This is a genomic window from Reyranella sp. (assembly GCF_017305915.1).
Classification (GTDB): Bacteria; Pseudomonadota; Alphaproteobacteria; order Reyranellales; family Reyranellaceae; genus Reyranella.
The window spans coordinates 119,971-138,934 of sequence record NZ_JAFKJN010000019.1; the positions used below are offsets into that span (position 1 = coordinate 119,971).

Annotated in this window: 17 protein-coding genes; 2 read left to right on the plus strand and 15 right to left on the minus strand. The window is 67.7% G+C overall.

Translation table 11 applies throughout. The annotated features are described in order from the left end of the window. Positions 1-29 precede the first annotated feature (29 nt). Entirely contained in the window at positions 30-1,712 is a 1,683-nt protein-coding gene (locus J0J01_RS19670) for a hypothetical protein (RefSeq protein ID WP_296383671.1), read from the plus strand. 143 nt (positions 1,713-1,855) lie between these two features. On the opposite strand, the gene J0J01_RS19675 is transcribed toward J0J01_RS19670, so the two are convergent. The 6 genes from J0J01_RS19675 to J0J01_RS19700 all read right to left on the minus strand — a co-directional run bounded on the left by J0J01_RS19675 (position 1,856) and on the right by J0J01_RS19700 (position 8,392). Next, the gene (locus J0J01_RS19675) at positions 1,856-2,953 is read right to left on the minus strand and encodes a malate/lactate/ureidoglycolate dehydrogenase (protein WP_296383674.1); all 1,098 of its coding nucleotides are present in this window, start codon (positions 2,951-2,953) and stop codon (positions 1,856-1,858) included. Between the two features lie 112 nt (positions 2,954-3,065). After that, positions 3,066-3,833, minus strand: a complete 768-nt coding sequence (locus tag J0J01_RS19680) for an SDR family oxidoreductase (RefSeq protein WP_296383675.1) — start codon at positions 3,831-3,833, stop codon at positions 3,066-3,068. Positions 3,834-3,999: 166 nt separating this feature from the next. After that, the gene (gene ugpC / locus J0J01_RS19685) at positions 4,000-5,100 is read right to left on the minus strand and encodes a sn-glycerol-3-phosphate ABC transporter ATP-binding protein UgpC (protein ID WP_296383677.1); all 1,101 of its coding nucleotides are present in this window, start codon (positions 5,098-5,100) and stop codon (positions 4,000-4,002) included. Between the two features lie 12 nt (positions 5,101-5,112). After that, entirely contained in the window at positions 5,113-6,024 is a 912-nt protein-coding gene (locus J0J01_RS19690) for a carbohydrate ABC transporter permease (protein WP_296383679.1), read from the minus strand. Then, positions 6,024-6,950: a sugar ABC transporter permease gene (locus tag J0J01_RS19695; protein ID WP_296383681.1), complete on the minus strand. Its 927-nt coding sequence runs from the start codon at positions 6,948-6,950 to the stop codon at positions 6,024-6,026. The genes J0J01_RS19690 and J0J01_RS19695 overlap by 1 nt, the downstream gene beginning before the upstream one ends. 101 nt (positions 6,951-7,051) lie before the next feature. Further along, positions 7,052-8,392, minus strand: a complete 1,341-nt coding sequence (locus J0J01_RS19700) for an extracellular solute-binding protein (protein WP_296383683.1) — start codon at positions 8,390-8,392, stop codon at positions 7,052-7,054. 230 nt (positions 8,393-8,622) lie between these two features. Here J0J01_RS19700 and J0J01_RS19705 point away from each other — a divergent pair, with 230 nt between their 5' ends. After that, positions 8,623-9,801: an aminotransferase gene (locus tag J0J01_RS19705; RefSeq protein ID WP_296383685.1), complete on the plus strand. Its 1,179-nt coding sequence runs from the start codon at positions 8,623-8,625 to the stop codon at positions 9,799-9,801. A gap of 43 nt (positions 9,802-9,844) precedes the next feature. Here the strand turns inward: J0J01_RS19705 and J0J01_RS19710 are convergent, their stop codons facing one another. The 9 genes from J0J01_RS19710 to tolB form a co-directional block, all read right to left on the minus strand. Further along, positions 9,845-10,216, minus strand: coding sequence for a nuclear transport factor 2 family protein (locus J0J01_RS19710; protein ID WP_296383687.1), 372 nt, complete (start codon positions 10,214-10,216; stop codon positions 9,845-9,847). Next, the gene (gene thiD / locus J0J01_RS19715) at positions 10,213-11,010 is read right to left on the minus strand and encodes a bifunctional hydroxymethylpyrimidine kinase/phosphomethylpyrimidine kinase (RefSeq protein WP_296383689.1); all 798 of its coding nucleotides are present in this window, start codon (positions 11,008-11,010) and stop codon (positions 10,213-10,215) included. The genes J0J01_RS19710 and thiD overlap by 4 nt, the downstream gene beginning before the upstream one ends. Then, the gene (gene glmM, locus J0J01_RS19720) at positions 11,007-12,356 is read right to left on the minus strand and encodes a phosphoglucosamine mutase (RefSeq protein ID WP_296383691.1); all 1,350 of its coding nucleotides are present in this window, start codon (positions 12,354-12,356) and stop codon (positions 11,007-11,009) included. Before glmM ends, thiD begins: the two co-directional genes overlap by 4 nt. 11 nt (positions 12,357-12,367) lie before the next feature. Further along, positions 12,368-13,141 (minus strand): dihydropteroate synthase, encoded by a 774-nt coding sequence (gene folP, locus J0J01_RS19725; protein ID WP_296383693.1) that lies wholly within the window; start codon positions 13,139-13,141, stop codon positions 12,368-12,370. A gap of 41 nt (positions 13,142-13,182) precedes the next feature. Continuing rightward, positions 13,183-15,135, minus strand: a complete 1,953-nt coding sequence (gene ftsH / locus J0J01_RS19730; RefSeq protein WP_296383695.1) for an ATP-dependent zinc metalloprotease FtsH — start codon at positions 15,133-15,135, stop codon at positions 13,183-13,185. 24 nt (positions 15,136-15,159) lie between these two features. After that, complete coding sequence (tilS, locus tag J0J01_RS19735; RefSeq protein WP_296383697.1) at positions 15,160-16,224, minus strand: tRNA lysidine(34) synthetase TilS; 1,065 nt, start codon at positions 16,222-16,224, stop codon at positions 15,160-15,162. Continuing rightward, the gene (gene ybgF / locus J0J01_RS19740; protein ID WP_296383699.1) at positions 16,217-16,933 is read right to left on the minus strand and encodes a tol-pal system protein YbgF; all 717 of its coding nucleotides are present in this window, start codon (positions 16,931-16,933) and stop codon (positions 16,217-16,219) included. Before ybgF ends, tilS begins: the two co-directional genes overlap by 8 nt. Positions 16,934-17,042: 109 nt before the next feature. Beyond that, positions 17,043-17,492, minus strand: a complete 450-nt coding sequence (gene pal, locus J0J01_RS19745; RefSeq protein ID WP_296383701.1) for a peptidoglycan-associated lipoprotein Pal — start codon at positions 17,490-17,492, stop codon at positions 17,043-17,045. Between the two features lie 129 nt (positions 17,493-17,621). Next, positions 17,622-18,947, minus strand: a complete 1,326-nt coding sequence (gene tolB / locus J0J01_RS19750) for a Tol-Pal system beta propeller repeat protein TolB (protein WP_296383703.1) — start codon at positions 18,945-18,947, stop codon at positions 17,622-17,624. Between the last annotated feature and the right edge of the window lie 17 nt (positions 18,948-18,964).

Below are 18,964 nucleotides of genomic sequence, written 5' to 3' on the forward strand. Positions count from 1 at the left end.
GCATGCACTTGCACCCCGGAGACGTTGCCTTGGGCGCACGATCGCCGCACCGACGGGCGCCGCACCGACGGGCCCTGGGGACGGATCTCGCGCTCCTCGCGGTCGGCGGCTTCGTCCTGCTGGTCCTCGTCATCCTGTGGTTCGACAACGCGCAGGGCAATCTCACCGGCAACGGCGTGTTCAAGACCGCCGAGCTGCGCCCGTGGATCCGCGACCCGGCGAGCGCGCCGCTCTATCCCGCGAACTACCTGTTCTATCCGGTCTACGGCACGCTGTGCCGGCTGCTCGACGGGCTCGGCGTGTTCGCCGGCGACCCGCGCCGCCAGCTCACCATCCTCAACGCCGCCAGCGCCGCGCTCTGCCTGTGCGTCGTCTGGCGGCTGGCGCTCAGCTTGAGCGGCAGCCGCGCGATCGCGCTCGCCACCGCGCTGTTCCATCTCGCCTGCAGCTACGTGCTGATGCTCGCCATCACCAACGAGGACATCATGCCGAGCTACACCGTCATGCTGGCGGCGATGGCGCTGGCCGGCGTGTGGTTCGCGCAGCCGACGCCCCGGCGCGTGCTGGGCGTCGCGGTCCTGTTCAGCCTCGGCTGGCTGATGGAATGGCGGCTGATGTTCCCTGCCCTGCCCGGGCTGCTGGCGGCGCTCTGTCTCGCGCCGGGCGGCTGGGCGAGCCGCCTGCGCATGATCGCCCTGCTGCTCGGCGGCATCGTCGCTACGGCGGCGGTCGTCGCCGGACTGTGGCACGGCCACAACGGTGCGGTCGGGCCGTTCGAGCTGATCTGGACCGGCAAGGCGGTGCATTCGGCGTGGGCCGGCTTCACCTGGGCCAAGCTCGCCTACATGCGCGACGGCATCGCCGCCTACCTGCTCGGCACCGCGGCGACCTGGCTGCCGGTGGTCGGCTGGGACCTCTGGCGCTACCTGGCGCTGGTGCTGATCGCGCTGCTGGGCGGCGCGGCGCTGCTGATGCTGCGGCCGCGCCGCAACGAGCCGATGGTGCGCTCGGTGGTGGCGGTGTTCGCGGTCGCCTTCGTCGCCGGCGAGGTCTTCAACCTCTATTCCCAGCCGCAGGACGCGCAGATGCAGATCAACGTCATGCCCTGGCTGACGCTGGCCTGGCTGTTCGTCCTGGAGGCAATCGCGGCGCGCCGGCGATCGGGCCTGGCGGCGATGGGCTCCATCGCCGTCCTGCTGCTCGCCTACAACGTCTGGAGTCTCAGCCCGCTGCGCGGCCTCGACACCCGCTGGCAGCAGGCCTTCGCCGAGCTCGAGCGCCGTGTCGATCCCACCCGCACGGTATTCGTGGTCCACGACTTCGACTGGATGATGCCCTACGGCTCGCTCTACTGGGGCATAGAGGAGCCCGGGGTCGACGGGCTCGGACCGCCGCCGCAAGCCAAGCCGAAGTTCAAGTGGATCGGCTTCATCGGCCAGTTGCTGCGCCACCACGACTGGACCGACGAGCAGCAGACCGCCGACCTGCGCCGCCAGATCGACCGCGCGTTGGAGCTCGGCTACGACGTGCTGCTGGTGCGGCTGGCCCATGTCAGCCAGGACCAGCTCGAGCAGGATTCCGGCATGATCGCCAGCCGCCCGCAGCTCGCCGCGCTGCGCGCCATGCTGCTGCGCGACTACGTCGCCAGGCCCGCCTTCACCGACCCGGTGATGGGCCCGTTCGACCGCCTGCAGCGCGCGCCGCGGGACTGATCCCCGGAATCCGGCCGGCGGCCGGACACCTCCGATGCCGATTCCATAAGGGTTTTCTCAAGAATCCGGGAATCCGGCCCCCACCCCCCAAGCCGGACGCCCGCGGACGCCCCGGACGCGGCGGACGAGAGACTGCAATCAGTTTACGGCGACGTCGCCCTCTGGATGCGCCGCTCGTCGAGCCCGACCGAGCGGGCGGTCTCGACGATCGCAGCCCAGGTGTCGTCCGGCAGCGGCACGCCCTCGGCCAGCCGCTGGCGGCGCATGCGCGCCTCGGGCTCGCCCGGCACCAGGATCTCGGCGCCCGCCGTTGCCGGCCGCGAGCTCTTCACGAAGTCCACGTATTTGGCGACGTCCTTGGGAAAAAATCCGTCCGGATCGAACACTTTGGGGTCGACGTAAAAGGACAGCATGCCGTTGGCGAACTTGCCGCGCCTGGGATCGGTCGCGCCGTTGCCCGAGAACGAGCCGCCCAGCATCTCGCACATGAAGGCCAGGCCCGAGCCCTTGTGATCGCCGAAGGCGCGGATCGCCCCGGTGCCCTGCGCATGGTTGCGCGGGCCGGTCGGCGTGTAGTCGCCGTAGAGCAGGTGCGGATCGGCGCTCGGCTGGCCGTCGGGGCCGATCAGCGCGCCCTCCGGCACCTTCTTGCCGCCCTGGCTCGCCACCAGCACCTTGCCCTCGGCGACGATCGAGGTCGCGAAGTCGAGCACCAGCGGGTCCTGTCCCGGCCGCGGGATGCCGACGCAGTACGGCGCGGTCGAGAAGCGGCGGTCGACGCCGCCATACGGCGCCACCAGCACGCTGCCCGAGGCGTTGACGAAGTGGATCGACACCAGGCCCTCGGCCGCCGCCATCTCGGCCCAGTCGCCGACCCGGCCGACATGGCCCGCATTGCGCAGGGTCACGGCTGAGAGGCCGTTCTTCCGGCACTTGTCGATGCCGATGCGGACGGCCTGCGGCGTCACCGTCTGGCCGAAGCCGTACTTGCCGTCGACCACGGCGATCACCGGCGTGTCGACCACCACCTCGACGGTGACGTCGGCGACGACGGTGCCGTTCTTCTTCTGCGTCGCGTAGCGCGGCACGCGCACGACGCCGTGACTGTCGTGGCCCGAGAGATTGGCGCTCACCAGGTAGCGGCCGACGCGGCCGCCTTCCTCTTTCGAGCAGCCGGCCGAGACAAAAATGTCCGCGACGAAGGACTCGAGCACCTCCGCCTCGAGGTGACGGTCATGCAAAACTCCTCATCGCGCCCTTCTGTCGTCCTGAGCGCAGCGAAGGACCTAGCGCTTCAACAGAGTCGTTGGTCGATCTGCTAGGTCCTTCGCTGCGCTCAGGACGACAGATAATTTACTTCTTCGTCGTGCGGGCGAGATTGGCGACGTAGCCGCGGTTCCAGGTCGGGGTGATCCAGACCTCGTTAATGCAGACATGCGCCGGCGCGCAGGCAATATAGCGGATCAGGTCGCCGACATCCTCCGACTGGGCCATGCGCGCGCGTTCCTGCTTGCTGACCGGGATCGGCCGCTTGTCGAGGATCGGGGTCGCCACCTCGCCCGGGCAGACGACGCAGGAGCGGATGCCGTTGACGCATTCCTCCATGTTGATGACGTGGCTCATCGCCACCACGCCGTGCTTGGCCGCCGAGTAGGCGGCGCCCGACAGCGGGCTGGGATTGCGGCCGGCCATCGACGAGGTGTGGATCAGCACGCCATCCTTGCGCTTGCGCATCATCGGCATCACCGCGCTCGAGCAGTAGAAGGCGCTCGACAGGTTGCCGTCGATCACCTGCTCGGCCCCGGCGGCGGTGAGCTTGGCCCAGGTACGGTCGAGGATGTTGAGGCCGGCGTTGTTCACCAGGATGTCGCAGCGGCCGTACTTCTTCTCGATGTCCTTGGCGATCTTGTTGACCGACGACGCCTTCATCAGGTCGCCCGGCTTCACCTCGGCCTTGCCGCCCGCCTTCTTGATCGCGGCCGCGGTCTCCTGCAGCGGCTCCTTGCGGCGGCCGGTCAGCACGACCGTGGCGCCTTCCCTGGCGAGCGCGACCGCCGCCGCCTGACCGATACCCGAGCCAGCACCGGTCACCCAGGCGACCTTGCCCGTCAACGCAGCCATCGATTAACTCCCCCTCAAAAGGAACAACCCTCCCCATTCAGATGGGGAGGTGTCGGCGCCTTACGCCGACGGAGGGGTCAGGAGCCACATCACGATTCGCGGCTCATGACCCCTCCGTCGCGGATTACCGCGACACCTCCCCATCTGAATGGGGAGGGTTTGATTCCTACAGCACCTTGCCGGTCGTGTCGTCGATCAGGTGCATGTTGCTGAGATCGGCCCTGAGCTTCATCGACCGCTCTGCGGTCGCGCCGGCGTTGGGATTGACCCGGCCGCAGACCTCGGCGCCGGCGAGGGTGAAGTAGACCAGCGTCTCCATGCCCATCGGCTCGACCACCTCGATGACCTGGTCGAAATCGTGCTGGTTGGGCTCGATGTGCGGCCGCGTCTCGGCGATGTGCTCCGGCCGCAGGCCGAGAATCAGGTTGGGCTTGCCGACATTGGACGTATAGCGCGCGGTGCGCCCGTCCGGCACCGGGAACGAGAGCTTGTCGGAGAGCCGCACCCGGAGCGCGCCCGCCGCCTGCTCGAGCTGGCAGGGGATGAAGTTCATCGCCGGCGAGCCGATGAAGCCCGCCACGAACTTGGTGGCCGGCGAATGGTAGAGGTCGTTGGGCGTGCCGACCTGCTCGATCAAGCCGGCATTCATCACCACCACGCGGTCGGCGAGCGTCATCGCCTCGACCTGGTCGTGGGTCACGTACACCGTCGTGGTGCGCACCTTCTGGTGCACCTTCTTGATCTCGGTGCGCATCTGCACGCGCAACTTGGCGTCGAGGTTGGACAAGGGCTCGTCGAACAGGAACACCTTGGGATCGCGCACGATGGCGCGGCCCATGGCGACGCGCTGACGCTGGCCGCCCGAGAGCTGCTTGGGCTTGCGGTCCAGCAGCTCGGTGATGTCGAGGATGCCGGCCGCCGCCCTGACCCGCTGGTCGATCTCCTGCTTGGGCGTCTTCTTGAGCTTCAGGCCGAACGACATGTTCTCGTAGACGTTCATGTGCGGGTAGAGCGCGTAGTTCTGGAACACCATCGCGATGTCGCGGTCCTTGGGCGGCACGTCGTTGACGACATCGCCGCCGATCGCGATGTCGCCGCCCGAGATCTCCTCGAGGCCGGCGATCATGCGGAGCGTCGTGCTCTTGCCACAGCCCGAGGGCCCGACCAGCACGATGAACTCCTTGTCGGCGATGTCGAGATCGACGCCGCGAACGGCGAGGACCTCGTCGTACTTCTTGATGACCTTACGCAGCGAAACTTGAGCCATTGTCCCTGTTCCTTAGCCCTTGGTGGCACCCGCGGTGAGACCCGCGATGTAGTAGTCCATGAGGAAGGCGTAGATGATGAGCGGCGGCGCTGCTCCCAGCAGCGCGCCGGCCATGATCTGGCCCCAGTTGAAGACGTCGCCCTTGATCAGCGTCGTGACGATGCCGACCGGCAGGACGAGCTCGGTGGTCGATGTCGTGAAGGCGAGCGGATAGAGGAACTGCGCCCACGACACGGTGAAGCAGAAGATCGTCGCCGCGATGATGCCGGGCAGCGCCACCGGGATGAAGATCCTGGTCAGGGTCTGCATCCAGGTCGCGCCGTCGATCAGCGCCGCCTCGTCGAGCTCCTTGGGGATCGACGCGAAGTAGCCGATCATGATCCAGGTGCAGAACGGCACGGTGAGCGTCGGGTAGAGGATGATCATCGTCCACCAGTGGTTCACCAGCTCGATGCCGGTGGTGTCGCGCACCCACGACATCATCTTGAACAGCGGGATGAACAGCAGCGTGTCCGGGATCAGGTAGGTCAGGAACACGCCGGTCGCCAGCGTCGCCGAGCCCCAGAACTTCATGCGGGCCAGCGAGAAGGCGGCGATCACGCTGATCAGCATGGTGACGATGACGACGCAGACCGAGACGATCGCCGAGTTGCGGAAGAACGTCATGTAGGCGTTCTGCGTCAGCAGCTCGATGAAGTTGTCGAGCGTCGGCGCATAGACCCACCACGGGTTGGTGATGGCCGCGATCTCCTCCTTGGGCTTCAGGGAGGTGATCAGCATGTAGAACGGCGGCATCAGGAAGAAGATCGCGAACAGCGTCAGGAAGAAGTAGGACCAGCGAAGCGCCCACTTCCTGTCCCGGCTGATGCTGCCGTAGCGGAGGGGGCGCACCGCCCCGGCAGTTGCGACTGCGGCGTTGGCCATCAGACTTCGCTCCCCCGCTTGGAGATGTCGCGCAGGATGAAGGTCGCGGCGACGGCCAGGATCGGCACCATGAACAGCGACACGGTCGCGCCGAGCGGGATGTCGCCGCTCTCGATGCCGACCTTGAACGCCCAGGTGGCGAAGACGTGGGTCGCGGTCAGCGGCCCGCCGGCGGTCAGCACGCGGACGATGTCGAAGTTAGCGAAGGTGACGATGGTCGAGAACAGGATGGTGATGGCGATGATGTTGCGCATCATCGGCAGGGTCACGAACCAGATGCGCTGCCACCAGGTGGCGCCGTCGATCGACGCCGCCTCGTAGAGCTGCTCGGGCACCGACTTCAGCGCCGCCAGGTACATGATCAGGAAGAACGGCGCACCGATCCAGACGTTGACCAGGATCACCGAGAAGCGCGCCCAGCCGGCTTCGCCCAGCCACGAGATCTTGGGCAGGCCGAGATGCACGAAGATCCAGTTGAACGCCGAGTAGCTCGGGTCGAACAGCCACAGCCAGCTGAGCGTGCTCATGGCGGCCGGGATGACCCACGGCACCAGCAGCATGCCGCGCCACTTGCGCTGGCCTTTGGTCGGGATGTTGTTGACGAAGTGCGCCACCACGAAGCCGATGATCGCTTTGAAGATCACCGCGGTGATCGCGAAGATGCAGCTCTGCAGCACGATCTCCCAGAAGGTCGCGCGCTTGAACAGGAAGTCGAAGTTGCCGAAGCCGACGAACTTGGTCATCGACTTGTTCAGCATCGACAGCCAGATCGCGTAACCGGCGGGATAGGCCACCAGGATGAAGATCATCAGGATCAACGGCAGCGCCATCAGGAAGGCGATGGTCGATTTGCGCTGCATCACCTTGTGCAGGCTGGTGCGCCCGCTTGCTCTGGCGGCGGCGCTGGAGGCGACAATGTCGGCCATAAGTTGCTCCGTGCGTTCGGGGCGTATGCTTATGCTTGATAAGAGCTTGATAAGAGAAGGACGCCGGCTTTACCGGCCGGCGTCCTATGTTCTCTTGGTGACTAGTTACGCATGAACCCTTCGATTTCGCCCGAGGCCCAGTCCAGGGTCTTCTCGAGCGGCTCGCCCTTGAAGTAGCGAACCGCCATCTGGGTCTGGATACCCTGGTTGTAGATCTGCTCCGCGATCTTGTGCGGCGCCGGCGCCGCCGCGACCGAGAGGATCTGGTGGTTGTGCGGATTCGGGTAGTGGTAGAGCGTGCCCTTCGGCGGGCCTTCCTCGGCCCAGGTCTTGAAGGTGGTGAGCTTCTCGAACGACGGCAGGTCGTAGCCGCCCGACGCCGCCACCATCTTCTCGGCCGACGAGGACTGCGAGAGATAGAGCAGCAGGCTCTTGGCCGCCGACTGGTTCTTGCTGAAGTTCCAGGTGCACCAGAAGAACGGCAGGAACGGCGCGTAGCGGCCCTTCGGACCGGCCGGGAAGCCGTGCGTCCAGCACTGCTCGGCGACCTGCGGTGCGTCGCGCTTGGCGACCGCCCAGGCCGACGGCGGGTTCATGATCATCGACGCCTGGCCGGAGACCAGGAACTTGTTGTTCGAGGCGTCGTCCCATGCCGCCACGTCGGGCGGCAGGAAGGCCATCAGCTTCTTGTAGAAGTCGAGCGCCTGGCGGACCTGGTCGTTCTTGATGACGATGTCGCCCTTCTCGTTGACCATGACGGCGCCGAAGGCGTGGAACACCGCGCCGATCGTGTCGACGTTGTCCGACGTCGTGCCGAGGCCGATGCCGAACGGATTGCCGCCCTTGTGACAGGCTTCCGCCGCCTTGAGGAAGGTGTCGAAGGTCCAGTTGTCGGCCTTGGGCGCTTCGCCGGCCGGATACATCGCCTGGATGTCGATCCCGGCGTGCTTCTTCAGGAGGTCGATGCGCGAGCACGGGCCCTTGATCTGGCTGCCGACCGTGGCGGGCACGCCCAGCCACTTGCCGCCGACCTTGCCGAGATACTCGACCGTGGCGTTGACCTTGCCGTTGTCCTTGATGAGCTGGTCCATCACGTCGTTCATCGGGACCAGGAGCTCGGCATTGCGCGCCGGCAGGAAGGTGTTCTGCGCCAGGATGTCGTGGCCCGACTTGGCCTGCCCCTCGGCGGCGGTGGTGAGCAGCAGCTTGTTGCCCTGGGAGGTGATGAAGTCGATCTGGACGTCGACTTTTTCCTTCTCGCCCCACTCCTTGATCAGCTTCTCGGTCGCGCCGTTGGCGTTCGGCACCCAGTGATCCCAGAAGCCGACAGAGAGCTTGCCTGCGGCATAGGCGCCGCGCACGAACGGGGCTGCGACGCCGACCGCCGACAGGGCAGCCGTATTGGCCATGAAACGCCGACGCGAAACTTTCCTCGAAACCATGCGTATTTCCTCCACATTCGCCGGCCGGTTGACCGACTGACACACCCGCTCGCGTTAGCCGCGAACTTTTTGGCCCTTCGATTAGGCCTTGTAATGGATGCTATGCATAAGGTTCGGGGCAAGCAATGCATTTTCGATTGATGGGCATCGTTCGTTGACAGTCGAGGCGGCTGACAGGATGGTGCGGCCGACCATCCCGAAAATTGCTGTGAAATCGAGCCCGTGTACCGATGCGTGATGTCCCCGTCGCCAATCCCTGGCTGGCTGCCGTCGAGCCCTCACCGATCGGTGAGACCAAACGCTGGGTGCTCGGACGAACCTTTCCCGCCGACCGGCCGCTGATCGACCTCAGCCAGGCGGTGCCCGGTTATCCGCCGGCGATGGAGCTGCGCCAGCATCTCGGCGAGCGGCTGCTCGACCCGGCGATGCACGGCTACACGCCGATCCTCGGCCTGCCGGCCCTGCGCGAGGCGTACGCCGCGCACCTCTCCGGCTTCTACGGAGCGGCGATCCGGCCGGACGAGGTCGGCATCACCTCGGGCTGCAACCAGGCCTTCTGCCTCGCCCTGATGAGCATCGCCAAGGCGGGCGACGAGGTGATTTTGCCGCGGCCGCACTACTTCAATCACGACATGTGGCTGCGCATGCAGGGCGTGACGCCGGTGTCACTGGACTTCCGGCCGGGCTCCGGCGCGGTCCCCGACGCGCGCGACGCGGAGAAGCTGATCACGCCCCGGACGCGCGCCATCGTCCTGATCTCGCCGAACAATCCGACCGGCGCCGTGTATCCGGCGGCGACCATCCATGCCTTCTTCGAGCTGACGCAGACGCACGGTATCGCCCTGCTGCTTGACGAGACCTACAAGGACTTCCTGCCCGAGGGCACGCGGCCGCACGACCTGTTCGACCGGCCGGACTGGCGCGGCACGCTGGTGCATCTCTACAGCTTCTCCAAGGTGTTCGCGCTGACCGGCTACCGGGTCGGCGGCGTCACCGCGGGCGCCCCGCTGATGGCCGAGATCGAGAAGGCGATGGACTGCGTCTCGATCTGCCCGCCGCGGCTCGGCCAGGAGGCGGCGCTGTACGGCCTGCGCAAGCTGCTGCCGTGGGCGCGCAAGAACACCGAGGGCCTGAAGGCGCGCGCCGACCTGCTGGGCAACGGCCTCGCCCGCTCCAACCGCTGGCGGCTGGTCAGCATCGGCGCCTACTTCGCCTACGTCGAGCACCCGTTCGCCGGCGAGCGCTCGGCCGTGGTGTCCAAGCGGCTGGCCGACGAGGAGAACCTGCTGACGATTCCCGGCGACATGTTCGGCGCCGGCCAGGAGCGCTTCGTACGCATCGCCTTCGCCAATGTCAGCGACGACAGGATCCCGGCCGTGCTCGAGCGCCTCGAACGCTTCGGTGCCTGACTCTTCCGGACCGCGGACCTGGAGGTCCGCGGTCCGGAAGGAGCTAACCCGCCGTCCGGGTCTGGCCGGCGACCCATTGCCAGCCGTCCTGGCCGCCGGTGAAGACGCACATCGACTGGTAGGTCGTGTCGACCGTCTCGCCGTCGATCACGAAGCGGTCGTGGGCGACGAAGGTCGCCACCGCGACGCCGGGAAACGCCTGCACCGAGAGCTCGCTGATCCGCTGCTCGGCGAACACGATCTTGCCCGACGTGCAGTAGGCGTCGATGTAGCCCGCCTTGTCGAAGCTCCGGCCGGCGGCGTTGACGTAGACGAAATCGGGATGGATCAGGGGGTCGAGCCTGCCGGCGGCGCGATGCACGATCGCCTCCGCCTTGGCAAGCAGCACGTCGGCGATGTCCTCCTCGACACTCATCGGACCGTCACCGCGTGGTTGAGCGGGCCGTGGCCGCGGCCGTAGCCGGGCGCGCTGGCGATGGCCTCGCGCACATAGGCGCGGGCGCGGGTAACGGCATCGCGCAGGCTCATCTTCTGGGCCAGGCCGGCGGCGATCGCCGACGCGAGCGTACAGCCGGTGCCATGGGTGCTGCGGCTCTGGATGCGCGCCTCCTCGAAGCGCTCGACCTTGCCGTCGTGCACGAGCAGGTCGATGACCCGGTCGCCTTCGAGATGGCCGCCCTTCATCAGCACCGCCTTGGCGCCCAGCGCCAGCAGCTTGTCGGCGGCGCGCTTCATGTCGGCCTCGACCCGCACCGGGAAGCCCGCCAGCACCTCGGCCTCCGGCAGATTGGGCGTCAGCAGCGCCGCCATCGGCAGCAGCCGGTCGCGCAGCGCGGTCTCGGCCTCGTTGAGCAGCAGGCGATGGCCGCCCTTGGCCACCATCACCGGATCGACCACCAGCGGCGCGCCCGGCGCGTGCTTCTTCAGCGCGGCGACGACGGCGTCGATCACCTCGGCGCTGTGCAGCATGCCGGTCTTGAGCGCATCGGCGCCGATGTCGGTCAGCACGACCTCGATCTGCTGGGCGATGAAGGCGGGCTCGACCGGCACCACGCCGTGAACGCCCTGGGTGTTCTGCGCCGTCAGAGCGGTGATCGCGGTCGCGGCGAAGCCGCCCATCGCGGTCACCGCCTTGATGTCGGCCTGGATGCCGGCGCCGCCGCCGGAATCGGAGCCGGCGACGATCAGCACCCGGCCCTTCATGGTCATGCCGCGGCCCGCGGGATCGCCTCGATGATGCGGTCGACGACGTGGCGCACCAGCTCCGAATCGTCGCCCTCGGCCATGACGCGGATCAGCGGCTCGGTGCCCGACTTGCGCACCAGGATGCGGCCGCGCTTGCCGAGCTCCTTCTCCGCCGCCTTTATCGCCGCGACCACCGAGGCCGCGGTGAGCGCCGCGTCGGCGTCGCCGACCCGAACGTTCTTCAGGAGCTGCGGCACCGGCTCGAAGGCGCGGAAGGTCTCGCTCGCGGGCTTGCTCGCCCGGCGCAGCACCGCCAGCGCCTGCAGCGCCGCCATCAGCCCGTCGCCGGTGGTGGCGTGGTCGATCATGATGATGTGGCCGGACTGCTCGCCGCCGAGATTGAAGCCGTCGGCCCGCATGCGCTCGAGCACGTAGCGATCGCCGACCTGGGTGCGCACCAGCGACAGCCCGCGCGCGCCGACATAGCGCTCGAGCCCGAGGTTCGACATCACCGTCGCCACCAGGCCGTTGCCGGCGAGCCGGCCGTCCTTCTTCCAGAGGTCGGCGATGGTCGCCATGAGCTGGTCGCCGTCGATCAGCTCGCCCTTCTCGCAGACCAGCACCACCCGGTCGGCGTCGCCATCGAGCGCGATGCCGAGGTCGGCGTTGTGCATGACGACCTGCTCCTGCAGCACGCCGGGATGGGTCGAACCGCAATTGCCGTTGATATTGAAGCCGTCCGGCTTGATGCCGACCGGGATCACCTCGGCACCGAGCTCCCACAGCACGGTCGGCGCGACCTTGTAGGCGGCGCCGTTGGCGCAATCGACGACGATCTTGAGGCCGCTGAGGTCGAGCCGGCGCGCGACCGAGGCCTTGACCGCCTCGATGTAGCGGCCCTCGGCATCGTCGAGGCGCTTGGCGCGGCCGATCGCGGCCGAGGCCGCCAGCGGGATCTCGGCATGGGTCTCGACCAGGCGCTCGATCTGCATCTCGACCGCGTCGGAGAGCTTGAAGCCGTCCGGCCCGAACAGCTTGATGCCGTTGTCCTCGTAGGGATTGTGCGAGGCGGAGATCATCACGCCGACGTCGGCGCGCATCGAGCGCGTCAGGAAGCCGACCGCCGGCGTCGGCAGCGGGCCCAACAGCAGCACGTCCATGCCGACCGACAGGAAGCCCGCGGTCAGCGCCTGCTCGATCATATAGCCCGAGAGCCGCGTGTCCTTGCCGACCACGGCGCGATGGCGATGGCCGCCGCGGACGAAGACCTGGCCCGCGGCCATGCCGATGCGCATGGCGATCTCGGCCGTCATCGGGCTCGCGTTCGCGCGGCCCCTCACCCCGTCGGTGCCGAACAGAGAGCGTGTCATCGCCGCGGGTTTTATCGCATTGCCGCCCAGACCGCGAGGGCCTGCCGGGTGCCGGCCACGTCATGCACCCGCAGGATGGAAGCGCCCAGCCGCGCCGCCTCGACCGCCAGCCAGACCGAGGCCGGATCGCGCTTGCCGGGTTCCTTGATGCCGGTCAGCCGGCCGATGAAGCCCTTGCGCGAGGAGCCGATCAGCACCGGGTAGCCGGAGGCCGCCAGCCGCTGGGCGCCCTCGATCAGCGCCAGGTTCTCCGCCGGCGTCTTGCCGAAGCCGATGCCGGGATCGATCGCGATGTCGTCGTGGGCGATGCCGGCCGCCTCGGCCACCTGGCCGCGCTCGACCAGGAAGTCGCGGACGTCCTCGACCACGTCGCGATAGGCCGGCCCCTCGTACATGGTCTCGGACTTGCCGCGGCGATGCATCAGCACCACCGGCGCGCGGCGGCGCACCAGCAGCGGCAGCAGGTCGGCATCGTCGCGCAGGGCCGACACGTCGTTGACGATCTTCGCCCCGGCCTCGAGGCAGGCGCGCGCGACCTCGGCGCGGCGGGTGTCGACCGAGACGACGACGTCGCGCTTGGCCAGCGCCTCGACGACCGGCAGGACGCGGCGCAGCTCCTCGCTGGCCGGCGTGGCCTGGGAGCCCGGCCGTGTCGACTCGCCGCCGACATCGACGATGTCGGCGCCCTCCAAAACGAAACGCAGGCCATCGTCGATGGCCTGCGTCGTGTCGAGGCGTTCGCCGCCGTCGGAAAAGGAATCCGGCGTCACGTTCACGATCGCCATCACCCGAGGGCGATCGAGAGCGAGGCCGCCGAAACTGTGGATCAAACGCCCGGCTGCGGCTCGGGGTTGGCGCCCGGCGAGGCGCCCGGGTTCTCGCCGCTGCTGGTCGGCACCGAGGCGCGGCGGCGACGATCGGGGCCCGAGCCGGCGCCGCCGGTGTCGTCGCGCACGATCTTCTCGCCGCGCAGCACCTGGCCGATCTCGTCGTTGGAGAGCGTCTCGTACTCGAGCAGCGCCTTGGCGATGGCGTGCAGGTCGTCGAGGTGCTCGGTCAGGATGTGCTTGGCCTTGCCCTCGGCCTCCTCGATCAGGCGGCGGACCTCCTGGTCGATGATCTGGGCGGTCGCCTCGGAGACGTTCTGCGTCTGGGTGACGGCATGGCCGAGGAACACTTCCTGCTCGTTGGCCTGGTAGCGCACGCGGCCGAGCTTGTCGGACATGCCGTAGGCCGTGATCATGCCGCGCGCCATCTGGGTCGCGACGCCGATGTCGCTCGCGGCACCCGTCGTCACGTTTTCCGGTCCGAAGATGATCTCCTCGGCGATGCGGCCGCCGAACAGGATGGCGAGCCGCGATTCGAGGAACAGCTTGGTGTGGCTGAGATGGTCGCGCTCGGGGAGCTGCATGGTGATGCCGAGCGCCCGGCCGCGCGGGATGATCGTGACCTTGTGCAGCGGATCGCTCTTGGGGACGTGCAGCGCCACCAGGGCATGGCCCGCCTCGTGGTAGGCCGTGAGCTTCTTCTCCTCGTCGGTCATCGCCATCGAGCGGCGCTCGGTGCCCATCAGCACCTTGTCCTTGGCGTACTCGAAGTCGGCCATGGTGACGAGGCGCTTGCCGACGCGCGCGGCGCGCAGCGCGGCCTCGTTGACCAGGTTGGCGAGATCGGCGCCCGAGAAGCCCGGCGTGCCGCGCGCCAGCACGCGCGGGTCGACGTCCGGCGCCAGCGGCACCTTGCGCATGTGGACCTTGAGGATCTTCTCGCGGCCGCCGATGTCGGGGTTCGGCACCACGACCTGGCGGTCGAAGCGGCCCGGCCGCAGCAGCGCGGGATCGAGCACGTCGGGACGGTTGGTGGCGGCGATCAGGATGACGCCCTCGTTGGACTCGAAGCCGTCCATCTCGACCAGCAACTGGTTCAGCGTCTGCTCGCGCTCGTCGTTGCCGCCGCCGAGGCCGGCGCCGCGATGGCGGCCGACCGCGTCGATCTCGTCGATGAACACGATGCAGGGCGCGTTCTTCTTGGCCTGCTCGAACATGTCGCGCACGCGGCTGGCGCCGACGCCGACGAACATCTCGACGAAGTCGGAGCCCGAGATGGTGAAGAACGGCACGTTCGCCTCGCCGGCGATCGCGCGCGCCAGCAGCGTCTTGCCGGTGCCCGGCGGGCCGACCAGCAAGCAGCCCTTGGGGATCTTGCCGCCCAGCCGCTGGAACTTCTGCGGGTCCTTCAGGAAGTCGACGATCTCCTCGAGCTCGGCCTTGGCCTCGTCGATGCCGGCGACGTCCTCGAAGGTGACGCGGCCGTGCTTCTCGGTCAGCAGGCGCGCCCGCGACTTGCCGAAGCCCATGGCGCGGCCGGTGCCGCTCTGCATCTGGCGGAGGAAGAAGATGTAGACGCCGACCAGCACCAGGACCGGCAGCCAGCTCACGAAGATCGAGCCGATGTTGACGCCCTCTTCCGCCGGCCCGGCATCGACGCGGTCGACGTTCTTGATCAGCATCGGCATCAGCTGCTCGTCCGGCGGCGTCGACGGTGCATAGGTCGAGAACTTCTGCACGCCGTTGCGCGGCTCGCGGTAGGTGCCGGTGATGCTGTTGCCGGAGATGCGGACGTCCTGGACCTGCCGCTGCTCGACCGACCGGATGAACTCCGAATAGGGGATCGTGTTGCCGGCCGTCCGGGTCGCGCCCCCCTGGAAGACGCTGTAGAGCAGCGCCAGCAGCAGGACGATGACGATCCACAGAGCGGCGTTACGATTGAACGGGTTCACAGTTTCTGTCCGTTTGGAAAGGTTTCAATCTAAATGGGTCGCGGCTGAAGCGCCGCAAGCGAAAAATGCAGCCGGAACGAGGGGCTGGCCCGGTTTGTTATCACGTGTCCTGCCATTTTCGGGCCGGACAATCCACCTCAGCCGCCGGGTGGCAGAGTCGCGTCGAAGCATCAGCTTGCAGCCGGATAGTGTGAAATCTTGGCCTTTTCCCGACTTGCCCAGGCGGGCTCCTTGCGAAAGCCGTGCCGCCGCGCGGCTTAGCCGCTCCCGGCGCGGCGGATAGTCCAGCCCGCCCACCGCCTGGACGATCCGGCTCAGCAGCCGCTCGGTAATTTCCTTGCGCATGACCGACACGACAACGTGATCCAGGGCCACGCCCTCCGGACCAACCTCGAGGGCGCCCAGTGCGGTTTCAGCAAGCGTGCGGTCCCGCACCGCTCGGCCGGCGTCCCGCGCGGCGCCGGCGGCGGCCCCATCCTGGCGGACGCGGACGCGCTCGAAGCGGCGATCCTGGTTCGACGGGTCGTCGATCCAGTCGACGCCGCGCGCCTCTATGGTCGCCGTCAGGCGGCGGCGCGGCACGCCGAGCAGCGGGCGCAGCAGGCGCAGATCGCGATGCTCGACGACGGCCGCCATGCCGGCAAGGCCGTCGGGGCCGCTCTCGCGGGCGGCGCGCATCGCCACGGTCTCGTCCTGGTCGTCGGCGTGGTGCGCCGTCATCAGATGCAGGATGCCGTGACGCCGGCAGGCCGCGAACAGCAGCCGGTAGCGCGCCTCGCGCGCGGCCTGCTGGATGCGCGTCGCCGGCTTGTCGCCCGCCCAGAGCAGGATCTCGGACTCGATGCCGCGACCGGCGAGACGCTCGCGCGTGGTACGGGCCTCGTCCGCCGATTCGCGCCGCAGCCCATGATCGACGATCAGCGCCAGCACGCGACCCCTGCGCGCGAGCGCCCATTCGTGCGCCAGCAGCGCGAGAGCCAGGGAATCGCGGCCGCCCGAGACGGCGACCGCGAGCGCGGGCTGCGCCTCGAACGGCGCGAAAGGCGCCAGCAGTGCTGCGAACTCAGGAGCCTCGACGGCGTCAGCCACAGCCGGCCCGGTGCCGCTCCTGGTCGGCCCGCCGCTTCTGCAGATCGGTGGCGCGCGGATAGTCCTGGGCGAAACGCACGAACACCGCGCAGGCCTCCTGCTTCTTGTTCAGCACGCCGAGCGTGATGCCGAGCTTCAGCAGGTTGTCCGGACCCTTGGGGCTCGTCTTGTACACCTTGTAGCCCTCGGCGAAGGAGATCATCGCGTTCTGGTAGTCGCGCCGCGCGTAATAGGTCTCGCCCAGCCAGTACTGCGCGTTGCCGGCCAGCGGATGCTGCGGGTTGCGTTGCACGAAGGTCCTGAACGACTTCTCGGCGCCGGCGTAGTCGCCGTCCTGCAGGAGCTTGAAGGCATCGTGATAGAGCTGCTCGCCCTGCGCGCCTGACGCGGGCGGCGCGGCGGCCGTGTTCGGTCCGGTCGGCGGCGGCGGGACGCTGGGCGCCCGCGGCGCGCCGCCCTTCTTGCCCTCGAGCTGGTCGAGCCGGAACTCGTGATCGGTCTGCATCTTCTCGAGCTGCTGCTGCAGCTGCTGGTTCTTGTACTGCAGCTGCTCGAGCTGGCCGGTCAGCATGGTGATGGTCTGCTGCAGCTGGTTCATCCGGTCCTCGATGTAGACCGAATCGCCGCGCTGGGCGGAGGCGGCCGACGGCAGCGCAAGCAGGGCAGCGGCGAGCGCCCCCGAATGGACCCAGGAATAGAATCGCTTCATGGCAGCCATTGTCTCATTGATACGGGCCATTTTCAGGCACGAAGACGGACCCGACAAACGAAAACGCCGGCCCCCGAGGGCCGGCGTTCCCGTTCATTCAGGCAGGGCCTTACTGAAGGGCGGTGATACCGACGCGGTTGCGCGCCCAGGCGCCCTCGTCGGAGCCCACGACCTCGGGACGCTCCTTGCCGTAGCTGATGGTCTTGACGCGGTCGGCCGGCACGCCCTGGGCGACCAGGTACTGGCGCACGGCGTTGGCGCGACGCTCGCCGAGGGCGAGGTTGTACTCGCGCGTGCCGCGCTCGTCGCACTTGCCTTCGATGAGGATCGGATAATTGGTGTACTTCTTCAGCCACTCGGCCTGCTTGGCGAGCGTGGCGCGGCCATCCTCGCGGATGCTCGACATGTCGGTGTCGAAATAGACACGGTCGCCCACGTTCTGCTTGAAGTCGGCGATCGAGCCGGGCGTAACCTGCGCGTTGGCCGGCGGCGGCGCTTGCTCGCTGCTGCAGGCGGCCACAATCGCGAGGGCCGCGAAAGCAGCAATGGCTTTGATCATTCGCATCTCAGTTCTCCAACGCGGCCCTTTGCGTGCCACGCTCCTCTAAATCCCATCCAGAACGCCCAGACAACAAGCGACCCGAGCGAAAATAACGCTCGGGCCGTCGCGCGGGGATAATATCCCGCACTATTGAGGAATCAAGGGTGACCACGCCGGATCCGACGCGTCTGTCGGTGTCGGCACCACCCGGTCGAAGCGACCGGTGATGTCCACCGAATGCAGGGCCACCGAGCCTGCCCGCCCGCCCGAATTGGGCTGCTGCGTGAAGTACATCAGGACCCGACCATTGGGGGCCCAGGTCGGGCCCTCAACCAGGAAGCCGCTGGCGAGCATGCGCTCGCCGCTGCCATCCGGCTTCATGACACCGATGCCGAAGCTGCCACCGGTGATCTTGGTGAAGGCGATATAGTCGCCACGCGGCGACCAGACGGGCGTCGCGTAGCGGCCTTCCCCGAAGCTGATTCTCCGCTCGCCGCCGCCGCCGGCGCCCATGACATAGAGCTGCTGGCTACCGCCGCGGTCGGAGTTGAAAACAATTTGCGTTCCGTCATTGGAATACGAGGGCGAGGTGTCGATTGCCGGCGAACTGGTCAGCCGGCGCTGGCCGCGGCCGCGCACGTCCATCTCGTAGAGGTTGGTGCGACCATCCTGTGACAAGCTCATCGCCACCTTCGAGCCATCGGGCGAGAAGCGCGGGGCAAAGCTCATGCCAGGGAAGTTGCCCAGGAGCTCCTTGCGGTTGGAATCGACGTTCTGCAGGTAAACCCGCGGCGGGCTGCCCTTGGTGTCGCCGTACGCCATGTAGACGATCTCCTGCAGCGTCGGCGAGAAGCGCGGCGTCAGCGCGATGGTGGCGCCGTCGGTGATGTAGCGGTTGTTCGCGCCGTCCTGGTCCATGATGGCGATCCGCTTGGTGCGGTTGTTCAGCGGGCCGGTCTCCGAGACGTAGGCGACGCGGGTATCGAAATAGCCCTCCTCACCCGTCACCGCCTTGTAGATGGCGTCGGAGATGATGTGGCCCAGCCTGCGCCAGTTGCTCGGTTGGCTGGTGAAGCTCAAGCCGGTCAACTGCTTGCTGCCGACCACGTCCCACAGCCGGAAGTCGACCTTGATCTGGCCGCCGACATTGGTCGCCGAGCCGACCACCAGGCCGGTGGCGCCGATGTTGCGCCAGTCGGGGAAGCGCGGCTGGGCATTGGCGCCGAGGTTCGGCTCGATGAACGAGCCCGGCGCGATCGAGCGGAACAGCCCGGAATTCTGCAGGTTGTTGCGGATCACACCGGCGATCTGGCCGCCCATCGGATCGCCCTGGAAGTCGACGATGGCGATCGGGACCGGCTCGAAGTTGGGTCGATTGATATCGATCGTGAGCTGCGCCTGCGCGACGGGCGCGATCATTGTGGCGAGCGCGACCGCGCACAGCACCGTCCGCAGATGTCGGGGGATCATCATGTGGAACCTCTTCATTG

What these genes read in the sequence shown, in the direction of transcription:
- J0J01_RS19680 (WP_296383675.1), bottom strand. Translation starts at nt 3,833, where the DNA reads ATGGCTGCGTTGACGGGCAAGGTCGCCTGGGTGACCGGTGCTGGCTCG.
- ugpC (WP_296383677.1), bottom strand. Translation starts at nt 5,100, where the DNA reads ATGGCTCAAGTTTCGCTGCGTAAGGTCATCAAGAAGTACGACGAGGTC.
- J0J01_RS19690 (WP_296383679.1), bottom strand. Translation starts at nt 6,024, where the DNA reads ATGGCCAACGCCGCAGTCGCAACTGCCGGGGCGGTGCGCCCCCTCCGC.
- J0J01_RS19695 (WP_296383681.1), bottom strand. Translation starts at nt 6,950, where the DNA reads ATGGCCGACATTGTCGCCTCCAGCGCCGCCGCCAGAGCAAGCGGGCGC.
- J0J01_RS19700 (WP_296383683.1), bottom strand. Translation starts at nt 8,392, where the DNA reads ATGGTTTCGAGGAAAGTTTCGCGTCGGCGTTTCATGGCCAATACGGCT.
- J0J01_RS19705 (WP_296383685.1), top strand. Translation starts at nt 8,623, where the DNA reads ATGCGTGATGTCCCCGTCGCCAATCCCTGGCTGGCTGCCGTCGAGCCC.
- J0J01_RS19710 (WP_296383687.1), bottom strand. Translation starts at nt 10,216, where the DNA reads ATGAGTGTCGAGGAGGACATCGCCGACGTGCTGCTTGCCAAGGCGGAG.
- thiD (WP_296383689.1), bottom strand. Translation starts at nt 11,010, where the DNA reads ATGACCATGAAGGGCCGGGTGCTGATCGTCGCCGGCTCCGATTCCGGC.
- glmM (WP_296383691.1), bottom strand. Translation starts at nt 12,356, where the DNA reads ATGACACGCTCTCTGTTCGGCACCGACGGGGTGAGGGGCCGCGCGAAC.
- folP (WP_296383693.1), bottom strand. Translation starts at nt 13,141, where the DNA reads ATGGCGATCGTGAACGTGACGCCGGATTCCTTTTCCGACGGCGGCGAA.
- ybgF (WP_296383699.1), bottom strand. Translation starts at nt 16,933, where the DNA reads ATGAAGCGATTCTATTCCTGGGTCCATTCGGGGGCGCTCGCCGCTGCC.
- pal (WP_296383701.1), bottom strand. Translation starts at nt 17,492, where the DNA reads ATGATCAAAGCCATTGCTGCTTTCGCGGCCCTCGCGATTGTGGCCGCC.
- tolB (WP_296383703.1), bottom strand. Translation starts at nt 18,947, where the DNA reads ATGATGATCCCCCGACATCTGCGGACGGTGCTGTGCGCGGTCGCGCTC.